Origin of the sequence: Mucilaginibacter sp., assembly GCF_025359345.1 — a bacterium.
Taxonomy (GTDB): Bacteria; Bacteroidota; Bacteroidia; order Sphingobacteriales; family Sphingobacteriaceae; genus Mucilaginibacter.
On record NZ_JANYGQ010000036.1, the window covers coordinates 162,167 to 184,222 of the forward strand.

Genomic DNA, 22,056 nt, shown 5'->3' on the forward strand with positions numbered 1-22,056 from the left:
GGGATTTTTTTGATTTCGCTGATTTCGTTGATTCCGCATGTGGTATTGTGCTTTGGGCAGGATATCCTTCTTGTATCAAAATATAGTATATTTGTTAATAACAATAAACTAACAAGTAATGGAAGCCGTAGGGAAACTTACTAATGTACAGTTGGAATTGCTGAAGTTATTCCAATATAATTTGCCTGAAAAGCAGTTGGTTGAAATTAAAAATATCCTGGCAAAATACTTCGCTAAAAGTGCAACCGACGAAATGGATAAATTGTGGGATGAAAATGGCTGGACCAACGAAACGATGGAAGAATGGGCCAAAGAACATTTAAGAAAGAAATAACTCCATGCTAGTTGTATTGGACACGAACGTTCTGTTAGTTTCCATAGCCCCAAAGTCAGTTTACCGAAAGATTTTCGACGCCCTGGTGGACGGCGAATTCACGTTGGTGCTTAGTAATGACATCTTATCAGAATATACTGAAATAATTGAGCGTAAAGCAAATGCATCCGTTTCAAACAACATAGCCGAAATGTTGCTGAGCCTTGATAACCTGAACAAGGTTGAGGTCTTCTTTGAATGGAAGTTAATTGACAAAGACCCTGATGACAACAAGTATGTCGATGCAGCTATAGCTGGTGCCGCAGATTTTATTGTGAGCAATGACCAGCATTTCAAAATCTTAAAATCGATAGATTTTCCGAAGGTAAATGTTATTGCTATCGACGAGTTCCTCGAAATTATCTTGAAAAAGTAACCTAAACTTCGAAAATCTAACCCCCTCATTAATCCTTTCTCTCTTTTTTCAATCAAATGTAAAAATTGCGTTGGTTTATAACCATTCTAAACAAAATGCGTTTATTAGTATGATGAAGAAATTTTTGCTGCCCATATTGCTGATTGTTGTTGCGTCGACCGCTTTTACCTATGTACATAGTACGGTAACCCGTGCTGCCATAGCTTTTAAAACCAAAAATATGGGCATCGGCGTTGATGGCACCATTAGTGGTTTACAGGCCGATATTCACTTTAACGCGGCCAATCTGGCTGCCAGCAGCATAGAAGCCTCGGTTGATGTAAATACATTAAATACGGATAACTCCAGTCGCGATGAGCATTTGCACGGCGAAGATTTTTTCGACGTAACGAATTATCCAAAAATCTTCCTGAAATCGGTATCAATAAGTCACCGAAGCGGCAACAACTATACCGGCCGGTTCAATTTGACTATAAAAGCCAAAACCAAACAGGTTGATATTCCATTCACGCTTACCCAGGCCAACGGCACATCAACCTTTAAGGGCAGCTTCAAAATAAACCGCCTTGATTACGGCATAGGCACCAGCAGCCTGGTACTGGCCGATGAGGTGAGTATTAATATTGATGCGGCGGCTAAGGATTAAATTTAGTCTTGAGTCGAAAGTCTTGAGTCCTAAGTCGAAAAGGCGATTATTGAATTAGGACTTCCGACTAAAGACTATTGACTTGACTCTTCAGTTCTTATGATACGGTTTCCTCCAAACAATTATGCGCCATACCAGCTCAGCACTTGATAGTGCCACAATTGCAAAAACTGCCGCCCACACAGCATGCTCTTCTGAAGAAAACGCACCAAACAAGGCGACAAAATAAACGGTAAAGGGCAGCAAAATCATGAGGTATAAGCCTGGGATGCCTAACGGGATTTTGAACGGACGATGTCTATCCGGCTCTGCTCTGCGTAGTCTTATTAGCGACACATATTCGAGCGAAAGGCCGGCGCCGTATACGGTTACGTCTATAATCAGTAAATCGCCAAATTTCCATAGCGTCATCAAGCTTACAATAACAGAACAGACGATTATTGACACGTAGGGCGTTTGAAAACGGCGATGCTGGCGGTTAAGTCCCTTATGCAGCAAATCATCATCAGCCATTACCTTTGGCACCCGCGAAACGGAAAGCAACACGGCGGCGTATATCCCCAGGCTGCTGGCCATGCCTGCAAAAGCAATCAGGCCGCCAAGCCATTTACCGCTGATAATTTCGGCTACTGCAGGGAAGCCTTTATCTTCTAAAACTGCAGCACTTATGCCGGTTTGCTGGGTAACTAAAATCACCATAACATATAACACTATAACCAGCACGAAAGCAGTAAAAACGGATACCAGGTACGATTTTACCGGTTTATCAACCTCTTCGGCATAGGTGGTTACGTTGTCCCAGCCCAGGCAGTTCCACATTACCACATACAGCCCCATGCCCAGGGAAGGAAAGGGAACACCTGTTAACGATGGCGACTGGATATGTATGCCGCCTGTATGGTGCACAAAAAACAGCGTAAACATGATGATGAAAGGCGCAAACACTATTGCCCCTAAAAATAGAGCAGTCCTTCCCACAGGAACAATACCTAATATATTAAGCCCTGCCGATGCCCAAACGACGCATAAACACAGCGGGATACGGTATTCGGCCAATGCCGGGAAAAAGTAGGAAGCATACAGCACAAACAGCCCCGGGTAAATTGCAAGGTCGACAAATGTGTAAAGCCAGGTCCACCAGCCTTCAAAAAACCCCCAGCGGGTGCCAAGCGCATATTTTACCCATTTGTAGTAGCCGCCGGTTACAGGCATCATGCTGTTCAGCTCGAGCACGGTTAAAATTGCGGGCACATCCCAAAATAGCGGGGTTACAATAAGCAGTAGTAATGCACCGTGCTCGCCAACGTGCGTTAACAAAGGTTCGAGTCCGTATGGCCCGCCGGATACGGTAAAAAAGATAACAGCGACAAGCTGTATAATCCTTATTTTTTTTAGTGGCAAAGCGGCTGACATCGGCAATAAAAATATTATTTATTAGCCATGAAATCTAATACCAACTTTAAAATTTCCTTAAAAAAACATTAACTCAACGTATCATAAATTTTACAATTAATTCACGCTATGTGTGGCGTATTAAATCAAAATTAAGTATGCGTTACATTTTTTCCGCGCCTTAAAAAGCCGCAACCTATTGTTTAGTTTTAATAAAATTGAAAGCTATTGCTATGCGGAAAAAGATATTATTTATCACCGGCTCTATCAATCAAACCACGCAGATGCACCAGATATCGCGGCACCTGCAACAGTACGATTGCTGGTTCAGCCAGATGTTTCCCAACTCCAATTTTTTAAAGACCATTATAAAACATACGCGGCTTGCCGATGGAACAGTGTTAACGGGCCAGTTTAGGGAAAACTCCGAAAACTACCTGTCATCGCAGGGTTTGCAGGTTGATTACGGCGCGCAATTAAACAAGTACGACCTGGTAGTTTATTGCTCTGACATGGTGGTTGACCCTAAGTTTAAGGATACCAAAACGATTTGGGTGCAGGAGGGGATGATTGATAAACGCACCATATTAACCGGGATTGTAAAGGCGCTGGGTATTGCCCCTTATTTTACAGGCGACACCTCATTAAATGGTTCGACCAACCAATGCGACATTTACTGTGCCGCATCCGAAGGATATAAAAATCATTTTATTAAATACGGTACAGCCGCCGGGAAACTAATAGTAACAGGGATACCGAATTACGATAATCATATGGAGCATGTAAAAAACGATTTCCCGTTTCACGATTACGTGATGGTGGCGACGTCGGACATGCGAGAAACCTATCGTTTTGAAAACCGTGTGGCGTTTATAAAAAAGGCGGTTAAAATAGCTGCCGGCCGGCCTATGCTTTTTAAACTGCACCCTAATGAAAAGTTCAACAGGGCCGAAGCCGAGATCCGCAAGTATGCACCCGCCGGAACATTGGTATTTAACAGCGGCAACACTAGCCACATGATAGCCAATTGCTTCGAACTGGTAACGCAGTATTCAACAGTGGTTTATACGGGCATTTCGCTGGGTAAAAAAGTGCATTCGTATTTTGATGTGGATGAGCTGAAGCGCCTGTCGCCCGTGCAAAACGGCGGGACGTCGGCAATAAACATCGCCCAGGTTTGCAGGGCTTTTATAGAGTTTGAGGGGAAGAAAGAGGATTTCGTTCCGGCGTTTATACCGCTGCCCGTGGCCATGCCGGATTACGAGTGTGAATACGCATAACAGCATTGCAGAGGGTATGGGGTTAAAAATAGTGATCGTTGTACAGGCCCGGATGTCGTCGAACCGTTTACCGGGGAAGGTTATGCTCCCGGTTTTAGGGAAAAGCCTGCTCTACCGGATGATTGAACGGCTGAAACAGGTACGCCATGAGGTGCAGTTGGTAGTTGCTACATCGCATAAGGGGGATGATGATATCATAGAATACGAATCCTTAAAAATGGGGGTGCCCTGCTTCAGGGGCGACCTTAATAATTTGCTCGACCGGCACTACCAGGCAGCAAAAGCATTCGAAGCTGATATCGTGCTTAAAATACCTTCTGATTGCCCGCTTATCGACCCTCAAATTGTTGACAACGTGCTTGATGTTTTTATGGCCGATGGCGGTAAATACGACTATGTAAGCAACCTGCACCCGGCTACTTACCCGGACGGGAACGATGTGGAGGTGATGACTATAGATTGTTTAAAAAGGGCGTGGCAGGTAGCTGTAAAACCTTTGGAACTGGAGCATACCACGCCTTATATATGGGAAAACGCCGGCAGGTTCAGGATAGGTAATGTGAGCTGGGAAACAGGGCTCGATTATTCCATGTCGCACCGGTTTACCATTGATTACGAAGCCGATTATCAATTTATAAAAAGGGTATTTGAAGAGCTTTATGAAGCAAACCCGGAATTTACCTGTACCGACATTATAAACCTGCTTGAGGCAAAGCCCGGGATATACAACATTAATGCACAATACGCCGGCGTAAACTGGTACCGCCATCATTTGGATGAGCTAAAAACCATTACCGCTGAGCAGACAAAAATACCTGCAGTATAAACCAATAATAATGCACCAAACACAAATAAACCGGCTTGAAGCAACAGCTTTAAACGTACGCGAACATATTATAAAAATGTCGACCGATGGGGGCTGCTTTGTAGGCGCCTCACTTTCGGCGGCCGATTTGATAGTTTACCTGTATTCGGAGTTTTTAAATGTAAACGCAGGAAACTTAAACGATCCAAACCGCGATTACCTATTCCTGTCAAAGGGCCATGACGTACCAGCACTCTACGGCACATTTGTCGAGCTTGGCTTGCTGGAAAAAGAGCGCCTTCAAAATCATTTAAGCCTTAACGATAATATTTACTGGCACCCCAATACAAAAATACCGGGCATCGAATTTCATTCCGGCTCGCTGGGTCATTTGCCATCGGTGGCTATCGGTGTGGCTATGGATATAAAAATACGTGGCGGCAGCAACAGGGTGGTTTGTATTATGGGCGATGGCGAACTGAACGAAGGTACCTGCTGGGAGGCAGCCTTGGTGGCCAATGCTTATAAGCTTGACAATTTGATTTTTGTAATCGACCGCAACCATTTCCAGGCCAATATGGCAACGGAGGATTTGATCCCGCTGGAGCCGCTGCACGATAAATTTACGGCATTTGGCGCCGCAGTAAAACGCATAAACGGCCACGACTTTGAGGCCCTGCATGAGGCATTTTCGGCATACCCATTCGAAGCCGGCAAGGTTAACGTGGTAATAGCTGACACGGTTAGGGGTAAAGGTCTGCCCAGCATTGAGCGCCGCGCCGACAGGTGGTTCTGCAATTTTAACGCCGAAGAAGTTGACGGCCTGCTGAAAGAACTGCACGGCGAGCACACCACACAATTAACATCAGAAACTTTAGTAGTGAGGTAACCATGACTTACGAAGAATTATTAACCGAAACCGCCCTGAACGACGATCGCTTTATAGTGATGACGGCCGAAAACAGGGCTTTAGTGCGCAATATACCAGCCAAATTAGGAAACAGGTTTATCGACACCGGCATAACGGAACAAACCATGATCGGCGCGGCTGCCGGTCTTGCGCTGCGCGGTCGTATACCGGTAGTGCATGCGCTCGCATCCTTTTTATCTATGCGGGCATTTGAGTTTATCCGTACGGATGCAGGCATCCCCAAACTTCCGGTTAAGTTGAGCAGCTTTATTCCCGGTTTTTTATCCGACGGCAACGGCCCGACGCACCAGGCGCTGGAAGACATCGCCCTGATGTGCGGCATCCCAAATATGACGGTTTTTGCGCCGGCAGACGAGGATGACCTGGTAAAAATGCTGCCGCAGGTATGGAAGCACCCCAATCCTTCATACGTACGCATCAACACCCGGAAAACCGATTACGTGCACGCCCCTTTTGAGTGGGGAAAAGCAGAGGTTGTTTCTATTGGTGAAGATGTAACCATATTAACTTACGGGCTGCTGTTTGAACAGGCATTGATAGCCGCCGAAGTTTTAAAAAGCGAAGGGTTGAGCGTAGGTCTTATAAACATGCGCAGCCTTAAGCCGGTTGATGAACGTGCTATACTGGAGGCCACGCGCGAAAGCCGCCTCACCATAACGCTTGAAGACCATTTTCAAACAGGCGGCCTTTACAGTATAGTCGCTACGGTGCTGCTTAAGCATGGACTGACCGCTAATGTGTTGCCAATTGCATTAAATGAACGATGGTTTAAGCCATCGCTGTTGCCAAATGTGCTGCAGCACGAAGGTTTCACCGGTAAGCAAATTGCCGAAAGAATATTGGGTTACAAAACTTTTTTCACTCAGCCTAAAATGGCCATTCCCGAATTTTCAGAATAAAAAACCAATTTATGCCAAACACTGTAAAATTTAACAACAATTACCCCGAAATAACTATTTCAAACGGTCTTTATGAACGCGCCTTAAAGGTGCAGAAACCGGTTACCCAAACCCTGGCAAAAGGCCCGGGCCAGTTTACTAATGGTGTTGCACCCAAGTACATTAAACGCGGACAAGGTTCGCATGTGTGGGATGTTGATGGTAACGAGTATATCGACTTCAATTCGGCCATCGGCCCTATATCATTGGGTTACGCTTATCCTGCTGTCGACGAGGCCATCAAAAGTCAATTGGCGGATGGTATCACCTTTTCGCTGATGCACCCGCTGGAAGTTGAACTTTCAGAATTGATACAGGAAGTTATACCAAATGCCGAGGCTGTAAAAATATCGAAGACCGGGGCTGATGTATGTTCGGCGGCCATTCGCGTTGCCCGCGCCTTTACTGGTCGCGACAAAATATTTTGTTGCGGCTACCATGGTTGGCACGATTGGTATATCGGTATTACCAGCCGTAATGCCGGTATTCCTGAGGCTATCCAAAACATGACGTATACCTTCGAGTATAACGACATTGAAGCCATAAAAGCAGCACTGGATGAAACCGTTGCGGCGTTGATATTGGAGCCGTTTATTTTCGAAGCGCCTAAACCGGGCTTTTTGAAAGAACTGGCCGAAGTGTGTAAAGCAAACGGAACGCTGTTAATTTTTGATGAAATGTGGACCGGTTTCCGCATTGCCATAGGCGGCGCCCAGGAATATTTTGATGTAAAGCCCGACCTTGCTGTTTACTCCAAAGCTTGCGCCAACGGCATGCCCATAGCCCTGCTTACTGGCCGCGCCGATGTAATGGAGTTGTTCAACTCGGAGGTGTTCAGCTACACCACCTTCGGCGGTGAAGCCTTGTCGCTGGCTGCCTGCATCGCTACCATAAATGAGCTCCGCGATAAAAATGTACCCCAATATCTTGACGAAAAAGGCGCGCTGCTAAAAGACGGCTATAACAGTCTCGCCATTGGAATGGGCATGGATATCTACACGCGCTGTATAGGTTACAACTGCCGTTCAATGGTAACATTTACCCCCGAAGCAGGCAATGCCCTTGAGGTAAAAACCCTGATGCAGCAGGAGATGATAAAGCGCGGTGTGCTATGGGCCGGCTTCCACAATATGTCTTACAGCCATAGCGATGAGGACATTTCCTATACGCTTGCGGCGTATCGCGATGTGATGCCGATTATGAAAGAGGCCATACAAAGCGGCAATGTTAAGCAATATCTAAAAGGTAACGTGCTGGAGGCCGTATTCCGTAAGGTGAGCAATTACAATATCAAACCTAAAACAGTTTAAACATCGTCAACCCCTAAGTGACTAATGACTGATATTTTTTCTTTAAAAAATAAAACTGCAATTGTAACAGGCGCGCTGGGCCTGCTTGGTAAAAAACACTGCGAGGCCCTGGCTTTTGCCGGTGCGAACGTTGTAGTAGCCGACTTGGACGAGAACGGGGCTGAGGCATTTGCCGAAACGCTTGGCGAACAGCATGGCGGCCTGGGTATTGATGTTACCAACGAGCGCTCATTAAAAATAGCCCGAGATAAGATTTTAACCCGTTATGGGTCGATAGATATATTGGTGAACAACGCCGCGATAAACGACATGTTCGAGAATCCGGGCCTTGCAAAAGATCTCTCGGCATTTGAAAACTACCCGCTGGATGCGTTTAAAAAATCGCTCGACGTGAATATCACCGGCGTTTTTTTAGCCTCGCAGGTATTTGGTGCCGTTATGGCCGACCAAAACAGCGGCAGCATTATCAACATAGCTTCTACCTATGGCATAGTTGGCCCCGACCAATCTATCTACCGCAACGAATGCGGCGAACAAACCTTTTATAAGTCGCCGGTTTACCCGGTTACCAAGGGCGCCGTAATAAACTTTACCCGCTACCTGGCCGCTTACTGGGGTAACAAAGGCGTGCGGGTAAACACGCTTTCGCCGGGCGGGGTGGAGAATGCACAAAACGAATTTTTTATACAAAGCTACTCGGCCAAAACTTTACTGGGCCGCATGGCAACAGCAACTGATTACCAGGGTGCGTTGGTTTTTTTAGCCAGCGAGGCATCGGCCTACATGACCGGCGCAAACCTGGTAGTTGATGGCGGATGGACCGCTATTTAAATAGAACCCTTAAATATTGATTGATATATGTTAAACGAAAAACTTTCACGCATTAAATTACTCCTCACAGATTGTGACGGCGTATTAACCGATGGCGGCGTATACTATGGCGAAGCCGGCGAAGAGTTCAAGAAATTCGATATCCGTGACGGGATGGGTGTTGAACGGCTGCGCAATTTTGCAGGTGTAACAACCGGCATTATTACCGGCGAACTTTCTCCCTCATTGATTAAACGTGCCGAAAAACTAAAAATAACTGAATTGCACTTAGGGGTAAAGGACAAACCTGCGGCATTTAAAGAAATTTTAACCCGCCTGGACCTGCAACCCGAAGAAGTGGCCTACATAGGCGATGACACCAATGATTTAGAGGTAATGAAGCTTGCCGGCGTTACCGCCTGCCCGGCCGATGCCATATCCTTTATAAAAGAAGTTGCCGGCATAATATGTGAGGCAAAAGGCGGACAGGGATGTTTCAGGGAATTTGCTGAGATGATCATCGCTTCGCATCAAACTTCAACAAAAGCAGTTTCTTCAGCCAACAGCGTTATCGAATTAAATACCGGTAAGAAAATTGGCAAAGGCGAACCCTGCTATATCATTGCCGAGATCGGTATCAATCACAATGGTTCGCTAGAAATTGCCAAACAGCTGATTGATGAAGCGGTTGCCGCCAAAGCCAGCGCTGTGAAATTCCAGAAAAGGACCCCGGAGATTTGCGTGCCAAAGGACCAATGGGACATAATGCGTGACACCCCCTGGGGCCGGATTACCTACATCGATTACAAACGTAAAACAGAATTTGGCATTGCCGAGTATGCAACTATCGACCAATACTGTAAAAAGCAGGGCATCGATTGGTTTGTATCAACCTGGGATGTTGAGGCGGTTGATTTTATGGAGCGTTTTGATACCCCTTTGTATAAGCTGGCCTCAGCCTCGTTAACCGATTTTCCGCTGATAAACCGGATACTGCTGACCGGAAAGCCATTAATGCTTTCAACCGGGATGTCGACCAATAAAGAAATTGAAGATGCCGTAAACCTGGTAAGGGCATTTGATGAAAATTACCCTTTGCTGGTGGCTCATTCAACATCGGCATACCCATGCAAACCGGAAGAGCTGAACTTAAAAATGATACAGACGCTTGGTGATAAATACCCGGGTCTGCCGATAGGCTATTCGGGTCACGAAACCGGGCTGGCTACCACCGTAGCTGCGGTATCATTAGGTGCAACATTCGTGGAGCGCCATTTTACCCTCGACAGGGCCATGTGGGGCTCGGACCATGCCGCATCCGTAGAGCCGCAAGGCTTTCAGCGCCTGGTACGCGATATTCATGATGTGGAAACCGCCACCGGGGATGGTATAAAAAAGGTTTATGACTCTGAGCTTGGGCCGATGAAGCGTTTGCGGGTTAACATTGGGGAGGAGTATAGGGATAAATCGATGGCGTAATATCTTACTATTCGCCAGCCAAAACCGCGCGTCATTGCGAGGAACGAAGCAACCTCTACGCAAGCAAATCAATGAAGGAAAAGCTTTGTGTTGACCTATAAGCCGCATTTAGGTCGCCACAATTATTAGGTTCATGAATGTCCTATGTAGAGGTTGCTTCGTTCCTCGCAATGACGAATTGGTGAGTGCTCTGTGCATTATTGTATGTATCGGCAATAGAAAATGACATTAATTCAAACAACAACCACAATCCTCATCTGCTGGGTTATTTTAATCATAGCATGGGAACGTATATCGCCCTACCGAAAAGGCTTGCCCTTTTTTAGGGAGGGTTTTTGGGTGGATTTGGTTTGGTACACGCTTATCCAAAGCTATGTGCTTAAAATTTTGATATTTGATTTTATCATTGCACCACTGCAGCACAGTATTGCCTGGCAGGGCTTTGCGTTTTTTAAGAGCTGGAGTATTGCCGAACAGGTGCTTTTTTTCCTGGTAACGCACGACCTTTATATCTACCTCTTCCACCGCCTGCAGCATGCCAGCAAACTGCTTTGGCGCACACACGAAGCGCACCATTCAGGTAAAGAGGTTGATTTTTTAGCGGGATCTCGTTCGCATGCGGTTGAGATTATTATTAATCAAACTATTGAATTTGCCCCAATTGTTATCCTGGGTGCCCACCCGGAAGTCATCCCTATAAAAGCACTGCTCGATGCCATGTTCGGCATGTTTATCCATGCAAATATTAACGTTAAGCTGGGCAGGCTGAAATATATTTTTAACTCGCCGGAGCTGCATTTGTGGCACCATGCCAATTACCGGGAGGTTTTCCATGCTAACTTCTCAACCAAGTTTGCTATTTGGGATTATCTTTTTGGTACCGTTTACGACCCGGGGTTTAAACCCGGTAACCAGCCCCAAAACTGGGGACTCTATTACGACTATCCGAAAGATTATTTTTTACAGCACGCTTTTTCAGTAAAACGTTTTGACGAAAAGGGCCTGCTAAAATATAAATGGTTTCGGCGCTATTACAAATCAAGGCCAGCCATTATCATCATAATAATGAAACTTTTGCGGCTGAATAAAAACGCCATTGTTGTCAGGATGCACAAACGTAGCCCGGAGCCTGTGTTGATTGAAAATAATGAACGCGAAAATTTAATATCGAATAACAAGTAAATATAAACCTGGTGGCCTGGATCTACTTACTACTAGCTGCGCTTTGCGAAACGGCCTGGACATTTTGCCTTAAGCTGATGAAATTTAGCGACCTGAAAGCGTTACGGCTTGCCAATGTGTACCGGTGGCACGGTGGCGGCTCCGTGATTAGTCCTTTTGTTGGCTATCTTGTTTTTGGTCTGGCCAATATCTACCTGTTTTCCATGGCGATAAAGCAAATCTCAACAGCTACTGCATTCGCCGTGTGGACAGCCGTTACCCTTTTATTGATTAAAATTGCCGAAACCACATTTTTTAATCAGCGAACTTCGTGGATCGAAGTGTTTTTTTTGATGCTGATAATGGTGGGAATAATCGGGTTGAAAACTTGTGCAATGCAGGTTAAGTAAGTAGTTGGGGGTTTCGCAGGCACTCCTTTTTTGTCATTCTGAACGTAGTGAAGAATCTTATTCTAGCGATTTTTGCGCTTGAAGGTATGCGCATCACTTTTTTAGCGTATACGTATCAATTGTATAAGATTCTTCACTACGTTCAGAATGACAAGCTTTTTAATCTTTTGAACACCCTTGTTTAAAAAGACAGCCCTACTTGTCGGTTGTTTCGTCGCTGGATTCTGACGATTCGTGCCTGCTGTAATTCCAGTTCACTTTGTCGCCTGATTTTTTTACAAATATCTTTAGTAGCTGCTGGTGAAGCTCTTCGGGCTGCAGTAAACCGTCGACAGTTAGTCTCTTATTGCTTAACGACATCTCGAAGTCGTTTCTATCTTTTATTATCCCCTTTTTTATAAGGATGTCGGCGGCTTCTTTCATCCTTCCGTCGGGCTTAAGCGGTGGGATGGGTGGCATTGGGGCCATAGCTGCCATTGGCGGCATTGCGGGCATCGGGGTCATTGATTGCATCGATGCCATTGCCATAGGCTTCATCGGAGCCATTGGTGGCATTGGATTCATTGATATTGCTGCAACTGGTGCCATAGCGGGCATCGGGGTCATTGCCATCATTGGGGCGACAGGCGGCACAGGTTGGGTTATATCGGCGTATTCATCAAGCAGTTCATCAATTTTTTCCCGGTTTTGGCTCACCGGCTTTTGCTCGCCGTTAACATAAAACGATTCCACCATTTTGCGGTTCATAAAAACCTGGTATAGCGTACCGTCCTTTTTAAAAAGATAGGTTGCTTTTGCTTTGCCATTTTTGCTTTGATGCAGCATCATAACAGTGCCATCGCCAACTTCAGCCGGCTTGTATATTTTAACTTTACCGTTCGATGTATCTGCTGCAGCTACCGGTGTCTGGTTACTTTCGGTTTGCTTTGTTTGTTCGTTTTGCTTTAAAAGCGCATCAATTTGCGGTGTGTATTTACCCAACTGGCTGCCTGGTACTGTCTTACCATTTACCTTAAGGTCACTGATTTTTGAACCTGTTTTGTTGAACTTATAAGTGGTTTTATTGTCGGTTTTAAAAACATAGCCAACCTTAGGGTCAACCGTAACGGTATGTTCTTTGGTTTGCTGATGCTTTGCTATCGATACCTTTACCGGGGTGTTTTTATTTTCTTTATTGGCCGAAAATGCAACTGTGCAAAATCCGGCAGCCACCAAACAAATGGTGAGTAGCGTTTTTTCCATGATATTTAATGATTGATTATGATTGTTTACCATGCGTTTAACACGGTTTAATAAATTGCTTTTGTTGTTGGCCAGCGCCATGCTTAAGCCTGGTGCCTGGTATTCCTGGCAGCTTAGCAGCGCCTGTATGTAGCCGTATTTGCTGCTTGTTTGTTCAAGGGCAATGTCGTCGCAGCAGTTTTCGCGTTCGGCTTTTATTAGTTGTGATATCCACAGCACCGCGGGGTTAAAGAAGAATACTATTTCCATAAAACTTTGCAGCAGGTTCACCAGGTAGTCGCGGCGGCGTATGTGCGCCAGTTCGTGTACCAGTATGGCCTCTACCTCATCGGTCGATAGTGCATTTATAAATCCTACAGGTATCAATATAAGTGGCTTAAAATGGCCTATCACCATCGGTACCTTTGCAATGCCCGATTCCACAATGCCGATAACCTGTTTTATTTTGAGATGAGCGGATAGTTGGGCCAGCCTGTCGTTCCAATATTTATCCAGCGCTTTTATTTTGGTGGTTTTAAGCTGGTAAACTTCGTAAACGCCGGCTGCAAGCTTAATGCTTTTGGCACAGATAATTAAAAACCATATTAATACAATTGTATTGCTGTGCTCATTTAGATAATCCACCAGGATACTGCCGACGCTCTGTTTCGCCTCGTAGGCAGGAGAAGCAGGGCTTTGCGACTGTATAACTGCCGCATTGGCTGGTACTGCATTGCCGGTATTTACAATAACCGCGTGCTTGGCTTCTGGCGACTGCAGCTGCCCTAGAAAGGTAACCACGGTGCCACAGGCAAATAACAACATGGCTGCAATAAGCAGGTTATACCTAACTGCCGCACTTTGTTTTTTGGTAAAAATAACAACCAGGCCTCCCACAAAAGCAAGCAATACGCCCTGCCATAACGAATGCATTAATGTATTGCCCAAAGCTTTAATAAGCTGGCTGCTTAATAAGCTGCCTGTTGCTGAAAGTTCCATACTGTTGGTTTATTATCGGGTTATTATTCTTTATCTAATTTATTAAGCAGATCTTTTATAGCCTTTATATCTTCTTTCGAAGGCGTATTATTGCCCAGTATCTGCATTACCAGGCTGCTTGACGAACCTTTGTACATGGTATCTACAAACTTGTTCAGCAGGTGATTTTTTGTTTTTTGTTCTTCCTCAACTACAATGTACACGTGCTTCATCTGGCTCTCGTCGCGTTTTAATATTTCCTTATCAACCATAATTTGCATCAGCTTTAGGGTTGAGGTGTAGTTAACATCCCTTTGCTCGTTCAGCTTGTCGTTTACAAAACGAACTGTAGACGGACCGTGCTCCCAAAGCACCTGCAGTATCTCCAGTTCTGATTTTGTAGGGTCGAATTTGCGGCTGTTTTTTTCCTGTTCTGAATTCATAACACAAGCGTAGGAATAATTTCGTACGAAACAAGCGATACCTTTATTTTTTTGAAAATATTTTAGCAAAAGGTGATTTTGGCATATTTGGTTCCCGCCCTTTGTTGGGGGCAAAGGCGGAACGGTAGCGTAAAGTACTGACACCAATTTGTCAGTACTTTACGCATTTTTTGCGTCTCAGAAAAGATTAAAAGTGCGTTATTATTGCAGAAACAAGCTTTTTAGTCACCCAAGGTGACTTTTTACTGTTCCACCCTGTTCCTTATGTTTCAGTGTGAACAGGAACGTTTTTTATTGCCCTTGCGCCTTTGTTAGTCTTGTGCCCAACAAGTGGAGGGACATCCTAATGTACAAAAAGCAGGCGCACTGTTCTGCAGCATCCTGCAAAACACCAACAACGGCGGCGAAAAACTATCCTATTATCAACCCCCAAACTATCCCGTCAAATATTTAATTTAGCAGCGAAAACGAACTGAAGGGAATTATTATAAAATGCCAGACATTATACAGCTTTTACCAGATTCCGTTGCCAACCAGATAGCCGCAGGCGAAGTGGTGCAAAGGCCGGCATCTGCCGTAAAAGAGCTTATAGAGAATTCGATAGATGCAGGGGCCGATAAAATACAGCTGATTGTTAAGGATGCAGGCAAATCGTTGATCCAGGTGATTGATAACGGCGCCGGTATGAGCGTTACCGATGCGCGCATGTGTTTTGAGCGCCACGCCACCTCGAAAATACGCAAGGCTGAAGATCTTTTTGCCATCCGCACCATGGGTTTCAGGGGCGAAGCTATGGCATCGATAGCCGCCATTGCACAGGTTGAGTTGAAAACCCGCCGCCATGAGGATGAGCTGGGAACGTGCATCACCATCGAGGGTTCGGAAGTTTTGAGCCAGGAAGCCTGTTCGGCCAATACGGGCACATCTATATCCATTAAAAATTTATTTTACAACACCCCGGCGCGCCGCAATTTTTTGAAGAGCAATTCGGTGGAGATGCGTTATATCATCGACGAGCTGCAGCGGGTAGCATTAGCGCACCCGGAAATATTTTTTACCCTGCACCATAACGGACAGGAAGTTTACCACTTGCCGGGCACAACCTTAAAGCAGCGTATTATCCACCTGTTTGGTAATAATTATAACGAGCGGCTGGTGCCGGTTGAAGAAGATACCAGCGTAATTAACCTGCGCGGTTTTGTTGGCAAGCCCGAATATGCGAAACGTACCCGCGGCGAGCAGTTCTTTTTTGTAAACAACCGTTTTATAAAGGATGCTTATTTAAACCACGCGGTGCTGATGGCCTTTAAAGAGCTGCTGCCCGAAGATACCTTCCCGCTGTATGTGCTGTTTATCGATATCGACCCAAGTAAAATTGACATCAACGTTCATCCTACAAAAACGGAGATAAAATACCAGGATGAGCAAACTATTTATGCTATTATCCGGTCGGCTGTAAAACGCTCATTGGGCAGGTATAACATAACGCCGAGTCTTGATTTCGACCAGGAAAACAGCATTGAACATTTGGTAACGCCGATACCTATAGAAGAGATTGTGCCGCCAACCATCAGCTTTAACCCTAACTATAACCCTTTTAATAACGAGCGGCAGATAGAACGCGAAGCCCCTGTGTACAGGAGCAACAGCGATTACCGCAGCTCGCCGATACCATCAAACTGGGATACACTGTACGAAATCACCAAAAAGGATGTTAATATACAACAGCAGGTTTACGAGGAGAAAAGCATAGCTGTTGATGAACAGGAACTGAACAAGCCAAGTGAGCGCCAGCTGTTCCAGTTGCAAAACAGGTTTATTTTGTCGCAGATAAAATCGGGCTTTATGCTGATCAATCAGCAGGCGGCGCACGAACGGATTTTGTACGAGCGTTTTTTGCAGCAACTGCAAAATCACTCGGGCGTAAGCCAGCAAAGCTTGTTCCCGGAGTCGGTTACGTTAAATAGCAGCGATTTTGAGTTGTTAAAAGAACTTTTACCCGATATTCGTGCACTGGGTTTTGACATCCGGGAGTTTGGTAAAAACACCGTAGTGGTTGAGGGCGTGCCGGCAGATTTGAATAATGCCTCGGAACACGAAATATTGGAGCAACTGCTGGAGGGCTTTAAAAATAACCAGAGTATTTTAAAACTTGACAAACGCGACAACCTGGCCCGAAGCTTAGCGCGCAATGCTGCAACGAAAGCCGGCGTTAAGATGTCATTAGAAGAAATGAATGAACTGATTGACCAGCTGTTTGCCTGCCAGATGCCAAATGTTGCGCTAAATGGTAAGCTGGTAATTACTACATTTACACTGAACGAACTTTTAGAACGATTTGAAAAATAACCCTGCGGGGAATAATAAAAATTTATGAGCGTATACAGGCAATCACCATTCGCCAATTTAACACCGGTTGTAAAAAACCTGCTGATAATCAATATTATATTTTTTCTTGCTTATTGGCTGATTGACCATTTATCGCCCACGGGGCCTGTCACCCAGCTATTCGGCGAATTTTATTTTGACGCATTGCGCTTTAGGCCGTGGCAATTTATCACTTACATGTTTATGCATGGCGGGTTTGAGCATATCTTGTTTAATATGTTCGCCCTGTTTTCATTCGGGCCCATTTTGGAGTATTCAATCGGCCCCAAAAAGTTTCTGAACTTTTACTTCATTTGCGGCATCGGTGCCGGCGTGCTACAAATGTTTGTACAGGCCATTGAGGTGCATAACATAGTCGGAACGTTTACTATCCCGCTCGCTGATAAGCAACTACTTAGTCAGCAACTATTTCCCAGTTCTCTGAATATTTCGCAAGAAGCGGCGGCCCAGCTATATGGCGTTTACCAGGCACCGCTCGTTGGCGCTTCCGGGGCGATATTTGGCATATTGGTTGCCTTTGGCATGCTTTATCCCAATATGGAATTGATGATGCTTTTTATCCCGTTCCCGATAAAGGCTAAATACCTGGTGTCGTTTTATGTATTACTGGAAATTTATTTAGGTTTTAAACAGAGCACAGGCGATTCGGTTGCCCACTTTGCACACATTGGAGGAGCTATATTTGGCTTTCTATTGATAAAAGCATGGAATTTACGACGAATACAATAGCCCAACTGTTTACAAATTGTAAAATCGGAAAAGTCCAACAACTTTTTCTTAAAATATTAGTTATCAGCTAATAAGTACTTACAGCTATGAATACCCTTTGGCAAAATATACAATACAAATTGTTGCGATCCGACAGTAAGATACCTGTGCTTATTGGCATAAACGTTATTGTTTATTTGCTGATAAACGTTACTGCTGTTTTAGAAACACTCATCTTCCGTAGCGACAACATTTCTTTCTTCAGCAATAAATACCTGTTGCTTACCGCAAATTTGCACCAACTACCCGTTCGCTTCTGGACGCCCGTCACCTATATGTTTATGCATGCCGGCCCCCTGCATATTCTTTTCAATATGCTGATGCTGTATTGGTTCGGGCAGATTTTTGAGGATTTTTTGGGGAAAAAGCGTACGCTTGGCCTGTATTTTTTAGGCGGATTCACAGGTGCTGCGCTTTATATCCTGTGCTATAATACACTTCCTTATTTTACGCACGAAAATGCGGCTGCCACCAGCACGCTTGTCGGTGCTTCGGCCAGTGTTATGGCCGTAATTGTGGCTACGGCTACGCAATTGCCCAATTATGAAATATCGATAATATTTATCGGCCCTGTTAAATTAAAATGGCTGGTGCTGTTTTTCCTGGTACTTGATTTTCTCGGCACAGTTGGCCCCAACGCCGGTGGCGAAATCGCCCACCTTGGCGGTGCTTTAATTGGCTTTATATACATTAAACAGCTGCAAAAAGGCAACGACTGGATCGCAGGCATTACTAATATTTTTAAAGCGAAGCCTAAATTAAAGGTAGTTTCAAAAAATTCTTCCGGAAAATCAACCGGGAAGCCGCGACAAGAAGAAATAGACCTTATCTTAGACAAGATTTCCCAGTCGGGCTACGACAGCCTGAGCAAGCAGGAAAAAGAGATATTATTTCGCGCAAGCAGTAATGAAGGCTAAAAAAAAGCTATCCTTTATCGATAAGATTATCCTTTGGCTAAACGGCCTCCTTTGTTTTGCGTTACTGCTCAGCTACCTCGCCCCGGTTGTAGATCCTAAAACTTTCTGGCTCATTGCTTTTTTCGGCCTGGCTTACCCGCTGTTGCTGGTAGGTAATATTGTGTTCGTGGTTTTTTGGGCCATTCGCCGCAGCCGGTATGTTTTTGTGTCTATTATTTGCATAGCAACTGGCTATAATGTATTGGCAAATAATCTTCAATTGCGCCTCAGCGATTCCTTTTCAACCGGCCCCAATTCGTCAGTTGTACACATGATGACCTATAACGTGCACAATTTTAAGCGCTATGGCTCAGGCAACGATATCTCAACCAAGCGCGATATTTTGGAGATGATTAATGAAAATCAGCCCGATGTTATCGGTTTCCAGGAGTTTTATACGCGCAACGTTGGGCAATATGACATGCGCGACTCGATATTAAAAATAATGAATACCACCTGGTATTATTTTGAACCGGTGATGGCCAACAGCCAGGAGGCCCTAGGACTGGCTATATTTTCGAAATTTCCGATAGTCGCACATGGGAATATCCCTTTTGCCAGCAAAATGAGCGAAAACTCATGCGTTTATATCGACGTTAAAAAAGGCGACAAGATATTCAGGGTGTACAGCCTGCACCTGCAATCCATAAGGTTTGACCCGGAAGATTATAAATACCTCAATAGCATAGCCAACAAGGGTAAAACCGAAGGTTCATCGGCCCGGCGCCTGGGCAGCAAATTAAAGCTTGCTTTCATCAAACGCAGCGACCAGGTTGTTAAAATAAAGGAACACGCCGCAAAGTGCCCTTATCCGTACATCATCTCCGGCGATTTTAACGACACCCCGGCATCATACGCCGTAAATCAAATGGCCAAAGGCTTAAAAAATGCCTTCCGCGAATCAGGCTCCGGCTTTGGACGAACCTATAATGGCGATTTCCCGAACTATCAGATTGATTATATTATGACAAGTCCACAGTTTGATGTACATAATTACTTGATCATCCAGAAAAAATTGTCGGATCATTATCCTGTAAAGGCTGATTTGGTGCTGAAATAGCTGTATCGTTTTTTTTTCCTGGAACTCCCGCTATTGATTTTTTAGTCTGTTGTTTTATGAATTGCTATTATTTTTAGTAAATTCGTGTCCGGTTAATTATTCCGGAAAAATTCAACAACAAATTGGCTAAATCAAAAATTGCATATTTCTGCCAGAGCTGTGGCTACGAAGCGGCGAAATGGTTGGGCAAATGCCCTTCATGTGCGCAATGGAACACTTTTGCCGAAGAAATTATCGAGAAGGCAAATACCTCGGTGCCCAATTGGAAAAGCAACTCAACCACCCAGCAACGCGCCAATAAACCGGTACAGGTGGCCGATATTACCTTTAACGAAGAAGATCGCCTGTTAACTCCCGACAATGAATTTAACCGCGTTTTAGGCGGCGGCATTGTGGCAGGCTCATTGGTGCTGATTGGTGGCGAGCCCGGCATCGGCAAATCAACCCTGATGCTGCAGCTGGCATTAAACATGCCCAATTTGAAGGTATTGTATGTATCAGGAGAGGAAAGCGAAAGGCAGATAAAGATGCGGGCGGAACGGTTGACGGAAGTCGGGGATCAGAAGTCAGAAGTCAGAAATCAAAAGGCAGAGAGTGGAAAGGGGTGCTTTATTCTTACAGAAACATCAACCCAAAATATTTTTAAGCAGATAGAGGAGTTGGAGCCTGATCTGGTGGTAATTGATTCGATACAGACCTTGCATTCGGCGCATATCGAGTCGACGCCCGGGAGTGTATCGCAGGTGCGGGAGTGTACTGCTGAGATGCTGCGCTTTGCCAAAGAAAGCTCGACCCCTGTGTTTTTGATAGGTCACATAACCAAAGACGGTATGATAGCCGGCCCCAAAATACTGGAACATATGGTTGATACGGTACTTCAATTTGAAGGCGATCGTCACCACGTATACCGTATATTGCGAACCGTTAAAAACAGGTTTGGGTCATCGTCGGAACTGGGGATTTATGAAATGCTGGGAGAGGGGTTGCGCGAAGTATCCAATCCGTCCGAAATATTGCTGTCGCAGCGGGATGAACCGTTAAGCGGCATTACTATTTCGGCCACCCTGGAAGGCATGAGGCCCATGCTGATTGAAACGCAGGCATTGGTAAGCGATTCGCCTTACGGCACACCGCAGCGTACCGCTACAGGGTTTGATACCAAACGCATGAGCATGCTGCTTGCCGTGTTGGAAAAACGCTGTGGCTTTAAGCTGGGTGCCAAGGATGTATTTTTAAATATAACAGGTGGCATTCGCGTTGAAGACCCGGCGATTGATTTAGGCCTCGCTGCGGCCATCATATCCTCGCACGAGGACATGCCTATTTCATCAAAAACCTGCTTCGCCGGTGAGATTGGCCTCTCGGGTGAAATCCGCGCAGTAAACCGCGTGGAGCAGCGCATCGCCGAAGCACAAAAGCTGGGATTCGAGCAGATATTTATCTCCAAATACAACATCCCGCAGGGTGGAAATGATAAAAAGAAAATGGACCTGTCGCGTTATAAAATTGATGTAAAGGTGGTTAGTAATATTGAGGAGGTTTTTGGGCTGTTGTTTGGGTGATGAAAGCAGTGAATATCCCGCACTTTCTTGGCTCTTGATTCTTGGCTCTTGAATCTAAAAACGCTTAATTACTTGGCGCCCTGGCCTTATCCCCGTCGGAGATTTCTTTGATCAGGCTGCCCCAATTGAAAGGGTTTAGCAGCGGGTTGGTAATGGAGTGCGAGTTAACTACATTGTTATGAAAATCCTGGAAGCCATTCATTTCTGAACCATCGCGCGGCAGGGTACGCTGCAAGCTAAGGATTGAAGAACGACTAAGGTTTTTTTGCGCAATAGCCAAATCGTCATCGGCAATTTTCATGGATATAAAATCTTTCCTGAACTCCTCAGTAGTAGCCCATGGGAACACTTTAAATACCGGCAGGTTAATGATTTGCGGCTTAAGCGCAACCTGTATGGTATAGCTTTTCGAGGTTACATTGGATGGGATAACTACCGTTTCGGATGCATAGCCCACGCACGAAAACCGGATGGTGTCGCGCTCGTGTGCCGGGAACGAGAAATACCCTTTGTAGTTAGCAACATAGACCTGGCTTTGGTTAGTTGTGTTAACTATACTTACATAAGGCACAATTACGCTGGTGCTGTCGGCATTATGCACAATACCGGTAAACTGTACTATAGGCCTTTCCTGCTGCTGCGCAAAGGCTGCCGCTGTTATAAACAGAAAGAATAAAAGGCCAATTAGTTTTTTCATTTTAGGGGTATACTGTTTATCTCTTTTACAGAATTTCAGAATAAAAGTTTCAAACGTTCAACAAAAATAATT

Annotated in this window: 21 protein-coding genes; 17 read left to right on the forward strand and 4 right to left on the reverse strand. The window is 45.1% G+C overall.

What is annotated here, in order from left to right:
- The first annotated feature begins 118 nt into the window (after window positions 1-118).
- The 3 genes from Q0R52_RS26200 (at window position 119) to Q0R52_RS26210 (ending at window position 1,395) form a co-directional block, all read left to right on the forward strand.
- Window positions 119-334, forward strand: coding sequence for a hypothetical protein (locus Q0R52_RS26200; RefSeq protein ID WP_295800811.1), 216 nt, complete (start codon window positions 119-121; stop codon window positions 332-334).
- Between the two features lie 4 nt (window positions 335-338).
- Window positions 339-749: a putative toxin-antitoxin system toxin component, PIN family gene (locus tag Q0R52_RS26205; RefSeq protein ID WP_295800812.1), complete on the forward strand. Its 411-nt coding sequence runs from the start codon at window positions 339-341 to the stop codon at window positions 747-749.
- A gap of 109 nt (window positions 750-858) precedes the next feature.
- Window positions 859-1,395 (forward strand): YceI family protein, encoded by a 537-nt coding sequence (locus Q0R52_RS26210; RefSeq protein ID WP_295800815.1) that lies wholly within the window; start codon window positions 859-861, stop codon window positions 1,393-1,395.
- Window positions 1,396-1,485: 90 nt separating this feature from the next.
- Here Q0R52_RS26210 and Q0R52_RS26215 read toward each other — a convergent pair whose 3' ends face one another.
- A complete protein-coding gene (locus tag Q0R52_RS26215; RefSeq protein ID WP_295800818.1) occupies window positions 1,486-2,808 on the reverse strand; it encodes an APC family permease in 1,323 nt (440 codons plus the stop codon).
- A gap of 212 nt (window positions 2,809-3,020) precedes the next feature.
- On the opposite strand from Q0R52_RS26215, the gene Q0R52_RS26220 reads away from it, so the two are divergent.
- The 9 genes from Q0R52_RS26220 to Q0R52_RS26260 all read left to right on the forward strand — a co-directional run bounded on the left by Q0R52_RS26220 (window position 3,021) and on the right by Q0R52_RS26260 (window position 11,911).
- Window positions 3,021-4,067, forward strand: a complete 1,047-nt coding sequence (locus tag Q0R52_RS26220) for a hypothetical protein (protein ID WP_295800821.1) — start codon at window positions 3,021-3,023, stop codon at window positions 4,065-4,067.
- Between the two features lie 16 nt (window positions 4,068-4,083).
- Window positions 4,084-4,893, forward strand: a complete 810-nt coding sequence (locus tag Q0R52_RS26225; protein ID WP_295800823.1) for a glycosyltransferase family protein — start codon at window positions 4,084-4,086, stop codon at window positions 4,891-4,893.
- Window positions 4,894-4,903: 10 nt separating this feature from the next.
- Window positions 4,904-5,761, forward strand: coding sequence for a thiamine pyrophosphate-dependent enzyme (locus tag Q0R52_RS26230; RefSeq protein ID WP_295800826.1), 858 nt, complete (start codon window positions 4,904-4,906; stop codon window positions 5,759-5,761).
- Between the two features lie 2 nt (window positions 5,762-5,763).
- The gene (locus tag Q0R52_RS26235; RefSeq protein ID WP_295800828.1) at window positions 5,764-6,702 is read left to right on the forward strand and encodes a transketolase C-terminal domain-containing protein; all 939 of its coding nucleotides are present in this window, start codon (window positions 5,764-5,766) and stop codon (window positions 6,700-6,702) included.
- 11 nt (window positions 6,703-6,713) lie between these two features.
- Window positions 6,714-8,051 (forward strand): aminotransferase class III-fold pyridoxal phosphate-dependent enzyme, encoded by a 1,338-nt coding sequence (locus tag Q0R52_RS26240; RefSeq protein WP_295800831.1) that lies wholly within the window; start codon window positions 6,714-6,716, stop codon window positions 8,049-8,051.
- Window positions 8,052-8,075: 24 nt separating this feature from the next.
- Window positions 8,076-8,882 (forward strand): SDR family oxidoreductase, encoded by an 807-nt coding sequence (locus Q0R52_RS26245; RefSeq protein ID WP_295800834.1) that lies wholly within the window; start codon window positions 8,076-8,078, stop codon window positions 8,880-8,882.
- Window positions 8,883-8,909: 27 nt separating this feature from the next.
- Window positions 8,910-10,340, forward strand: coding sequence for an N-acetylneuraminate synthase family protein (locus tag Q0R52_RS26250; protein WP_295800837.1), 1,431 nt, complete (start codon window positions 8,910-8,912; stop codon window positions 10,338-10,340).
- 222 nt (window positions 10,341-10,562) lie between these two features.
- Window positions 10,563-11,522, forward strand: a complete 960-nt coding sequence (locus tag Q0R52_RS26255; RefSeq protein WP_295800840.1) for a sterol desaturase family protein — start codon at window positions 10,563-10,565, stop codon at window positions 11,520-11,522.
- An 11-nt stretch (window positions 11,523-11,533) separates the two neighbouring features.
- A complete protein-coding gene (locus Q0R52_RS26260; protein WP_295800842.1) occupies window positions 11,534-11,911 on the forward strand; it encodes an SMR family transporter in 378 nt (125 codons plus the stop codon).
- A gap of 195 nt (window positions 11,912-12,106) precedes the next feature.
- Here Q0R52_RS26260 and Q0R52_RS26265 read toward each other — a convergent pair whose 3' ends face one another.
- Window positions 12,107-14,131 (reverse strand): M56 family metallopeptidase, encoded by a 2,025-nt coding sequence (locus Q0R52_RS26265; protein WP_295800845.1) that lies wholly within the window; start codon window positions 14,129-14,131, stop codon window positions 12,107-12,109.
- A 23-nt stretch (window positions 14,132-14,154) separates the two neighbouring features.
- Complete coding sequence (locus Q0R52_RS26270; RefSeq protein WP_252791856.1) at window positions 14,155-14,553, reverse strand: BlaI/MecI/CopY family transcriptional regulator; 399 nt, start codon at window positions 14,551-14,553, stop codon at window positions 14,155-14,157.
- A gap of 492 nt (window positions 14,554-15,045) precedes the next feature.
- On the opposite strand from Q0R52_RS26270, the gene mutL reads away from it, so the two are divergent.
- The 5 genes from mutL (at window position 15,046) to radA (ending at window position 21,287) form a co-directional block, all read left to right on the forward strand.
- Window positions 15,046-16,902 (forward strand): DNA mismatch repair endonuclease MutL, encoded by a 1,857-nt coding sequence (mutL, locus tag Q0R52_RS26275; RefSeq protein ID WP_295800849.1) that lies wholly within the window; start codon window positions 15,046-15,048, stop codon window positions 16,900-16,902.
- A gap of 24 nt (window positions 16,903-16,926) precedes the next feature.
- Window positions 16,927-17,670, forward strand: coding sequence for a rhomboid family intramembrane serine protease (locus Q0R52_RS26280; RefSeq protein WP_295800851.1), 744 nt, complete (start codon window positions 16,927-16,929; stop codon window positions 17,668-17,670).
- Window positions 17,671-17,756: 86 nt separating this feature from the next.
- Entirely contained in the window at window positions 17,757-18,626 is an 870-nt protein-coding gene (locus Q0R52_RS26285) for a rhomboid family intramembrane serine protease (RefSeq protein ID WP_295800854.1), read from the forward strand.
- Window positions 18,616-19,725 carry an endonuclease/exonuclease/phosphatase family protein gene (locus Q0R52_RS26290; RefSeq protein ID WP_295800857.1) on the forward strand — a complete coding sequence of 370 codons (1,110 nt, stop codon included), beginning with the start codon at window positions 18,616-18,618 and terminating at the stop codon, window positions 19,723-19,725. The genes Q0R52_RS26285 and Q0R52_RS26290 overlap by 11 nt, the downstream gene beginning before the upstream one ends.
- Window positions 19,726-19,847: 122 nt before the next feature.
- Window positions 19,848-21,287, forward strand: a complete 1,440-nt coding sequence (radA, locus tag Q0R52_RS26295; protein WP_295800861.1) for a DNA repair protein RadA — start codon at window positions 19,848-19,850, stop codon at window positions 21,285-21,287.
- A gap of 64 nt (window positions 21,288-21,351) precedes the next feature.
- On the opposite strand, the gene Q0R52_RS26300 is transcribed toward radA, so the two are convergent.
- Window positions 21,352-21,984 (reverse strand): hypothetical protein, encoded by a 633-nt coding sequence (locus Q0R52_RS26300; RefSeq protein WP_295800865.1) that lies wholly within the window; start codon window positions 21,982-21,984, stop codon window positions 21,352-21,354.
- Window positions 21,985-22,056: the final 72 nt, after the last annotated feature.

What these genes read in the sequence shown, in the direction of transcription:
- Q0R52_RS26200 (WP_295800811.1), top strand. Translation starts at nt 119, where the DNA reads ATGGAAGCCGTAGGGAAACTTACTAATGTACAGTTGGAATTGCTGAAG.
- Q0R52_RS26205 (WP_295800812.1), top strand. Translation starts at nt 339, where the DNA reads ATGCTAGTTGTATTGGACACGAACGTTCTGTTAGTTTCCATAGCCCCA.
- Q0R52_RS26210 (WP_295800815.1), top strand. Translation starts at nt 859, where the DNA reads ATGATGAAGAAATTTTTGCTGCCCATATTGCTGATTGTTGTTGCGTCG.
- Q0R52_RS26215 (WP_295800818.1), bottom strand. Translation starts at nt 2,808, where the DNA reads ATGTCAGCCGCTTTGCCACTAAAAAAAATAAGGATTATACAGCTTGTC.
- Q0R52_RS26220 (WP_295800821.1), top strand. Translation starts at nt 3,021, where the DNA reads ATGCGGAAAAAGATATTATTTATCACCGGCTCTATCAATCAAACCACG.
- Q0R52_RS26225 (WP_295800823.1), top strand. Translation starts at nt 4,084, where the DNA reads ATGGGGTTAAAAATAGTGATCGTTGTACAGGCCCGGATGTCGTCGAAC.
- Q0R52_RS26230 (WP_295800826.1), top strand. Translation starts at nt 4,904, where the DNA reads ATGCACCAAACACAAATAAACCGGCTTGAAGCAACAGCTTTAAACGTA.
- Q0R52_RS26235 (WP_295800828.1), top strand. Translation starts at nt 5,764, where the DNA reads ATGACTTACGAAGAATTATTAACCGAAACCGCCCTGAACGACGATCGC.
- Q0R52_RS26240 (WP_295800831.1), top strand. Translation starts at nt 6,714, where the DNA reads ATGCCAAACACTGTAAAATTTAACAACAATTACCCCGAAATAACTATT.
- Q0R52_RS26245 (WP_295800834.1), top strand. Translation starts at nt 8,076, where the DNA reads ATGACTGATATTTTTTCTTTAAAAAATAAAACTGCAATTGTAACAGGC.
- Q0R52_RS26250 (WP_295800837.1), top strand. Translation starts at nt 8,910, where the DNA reads ATGTTAAACGAAAAACTTTCACGCATTAAATTACTCCTCACAGATTGT.
- Q0R52_RS26255 (WP_295800840.1), top strand. Translation starts at nt 10,563, where the DNA reads ATGACATTAATTCAAACAACAACCACAATCCTCATCTGCTGGGTTATT.
- Q0R52_RS26265 (WP_295800845.1), bottom strand. Translation starts at nt 14,131, where the DNA reads ATGGAACTTTCAGCAACAGGCAGCTTATTAAGCAGCCAGCTTATTAAA.
- Q0R52_RS26270 (WP_252791856.1), bottom strand. Translation starts at nt 14,553, where the DNA reads ATGAATTCAGAACAGGAAAAAAACAGCCGCAAATTCGACCCTACAAAA.
- mutL (WP_295800849.1), top strand. Translation starts at nt 15,046, where the DNA reads ATGCCAGACATTATACAGCTTTTACCAGATTCCGTTGCCAACCAGATA.
- Q0R52_RS26280 (WP_295800851.1), top strand. Translation starts at nt 16,927, where the DNA reads ATGAGCGTATACAGGCAATCACCATTCGCCAATTTAACACCGGTTGTA.
- Q0R52_RS26285 (WP_295800854.1), top strand. Translation starts at nt 17,757, where the DNA reads ATGAATACCCTTTGGCAAAATATACAATACAAATTGTTGCGATCCGAC.
- Q0R52_RS26290 (WP_295800857.1), top strand. Translation starts at nt 18,616, where the DNA reads ATGAAGGCTAAAAAAAAGCTATCCTTTATCGATAAGATTATCCTTTGG.
- Q0R52_RS26300 (WP_295800865.1), bottom strand. Translation starts at nt 21,984, where the DNA reads ATGAAAAAACTAATTGGCCTTTTATTCTTTCTGTTTATAACAGCGGCA.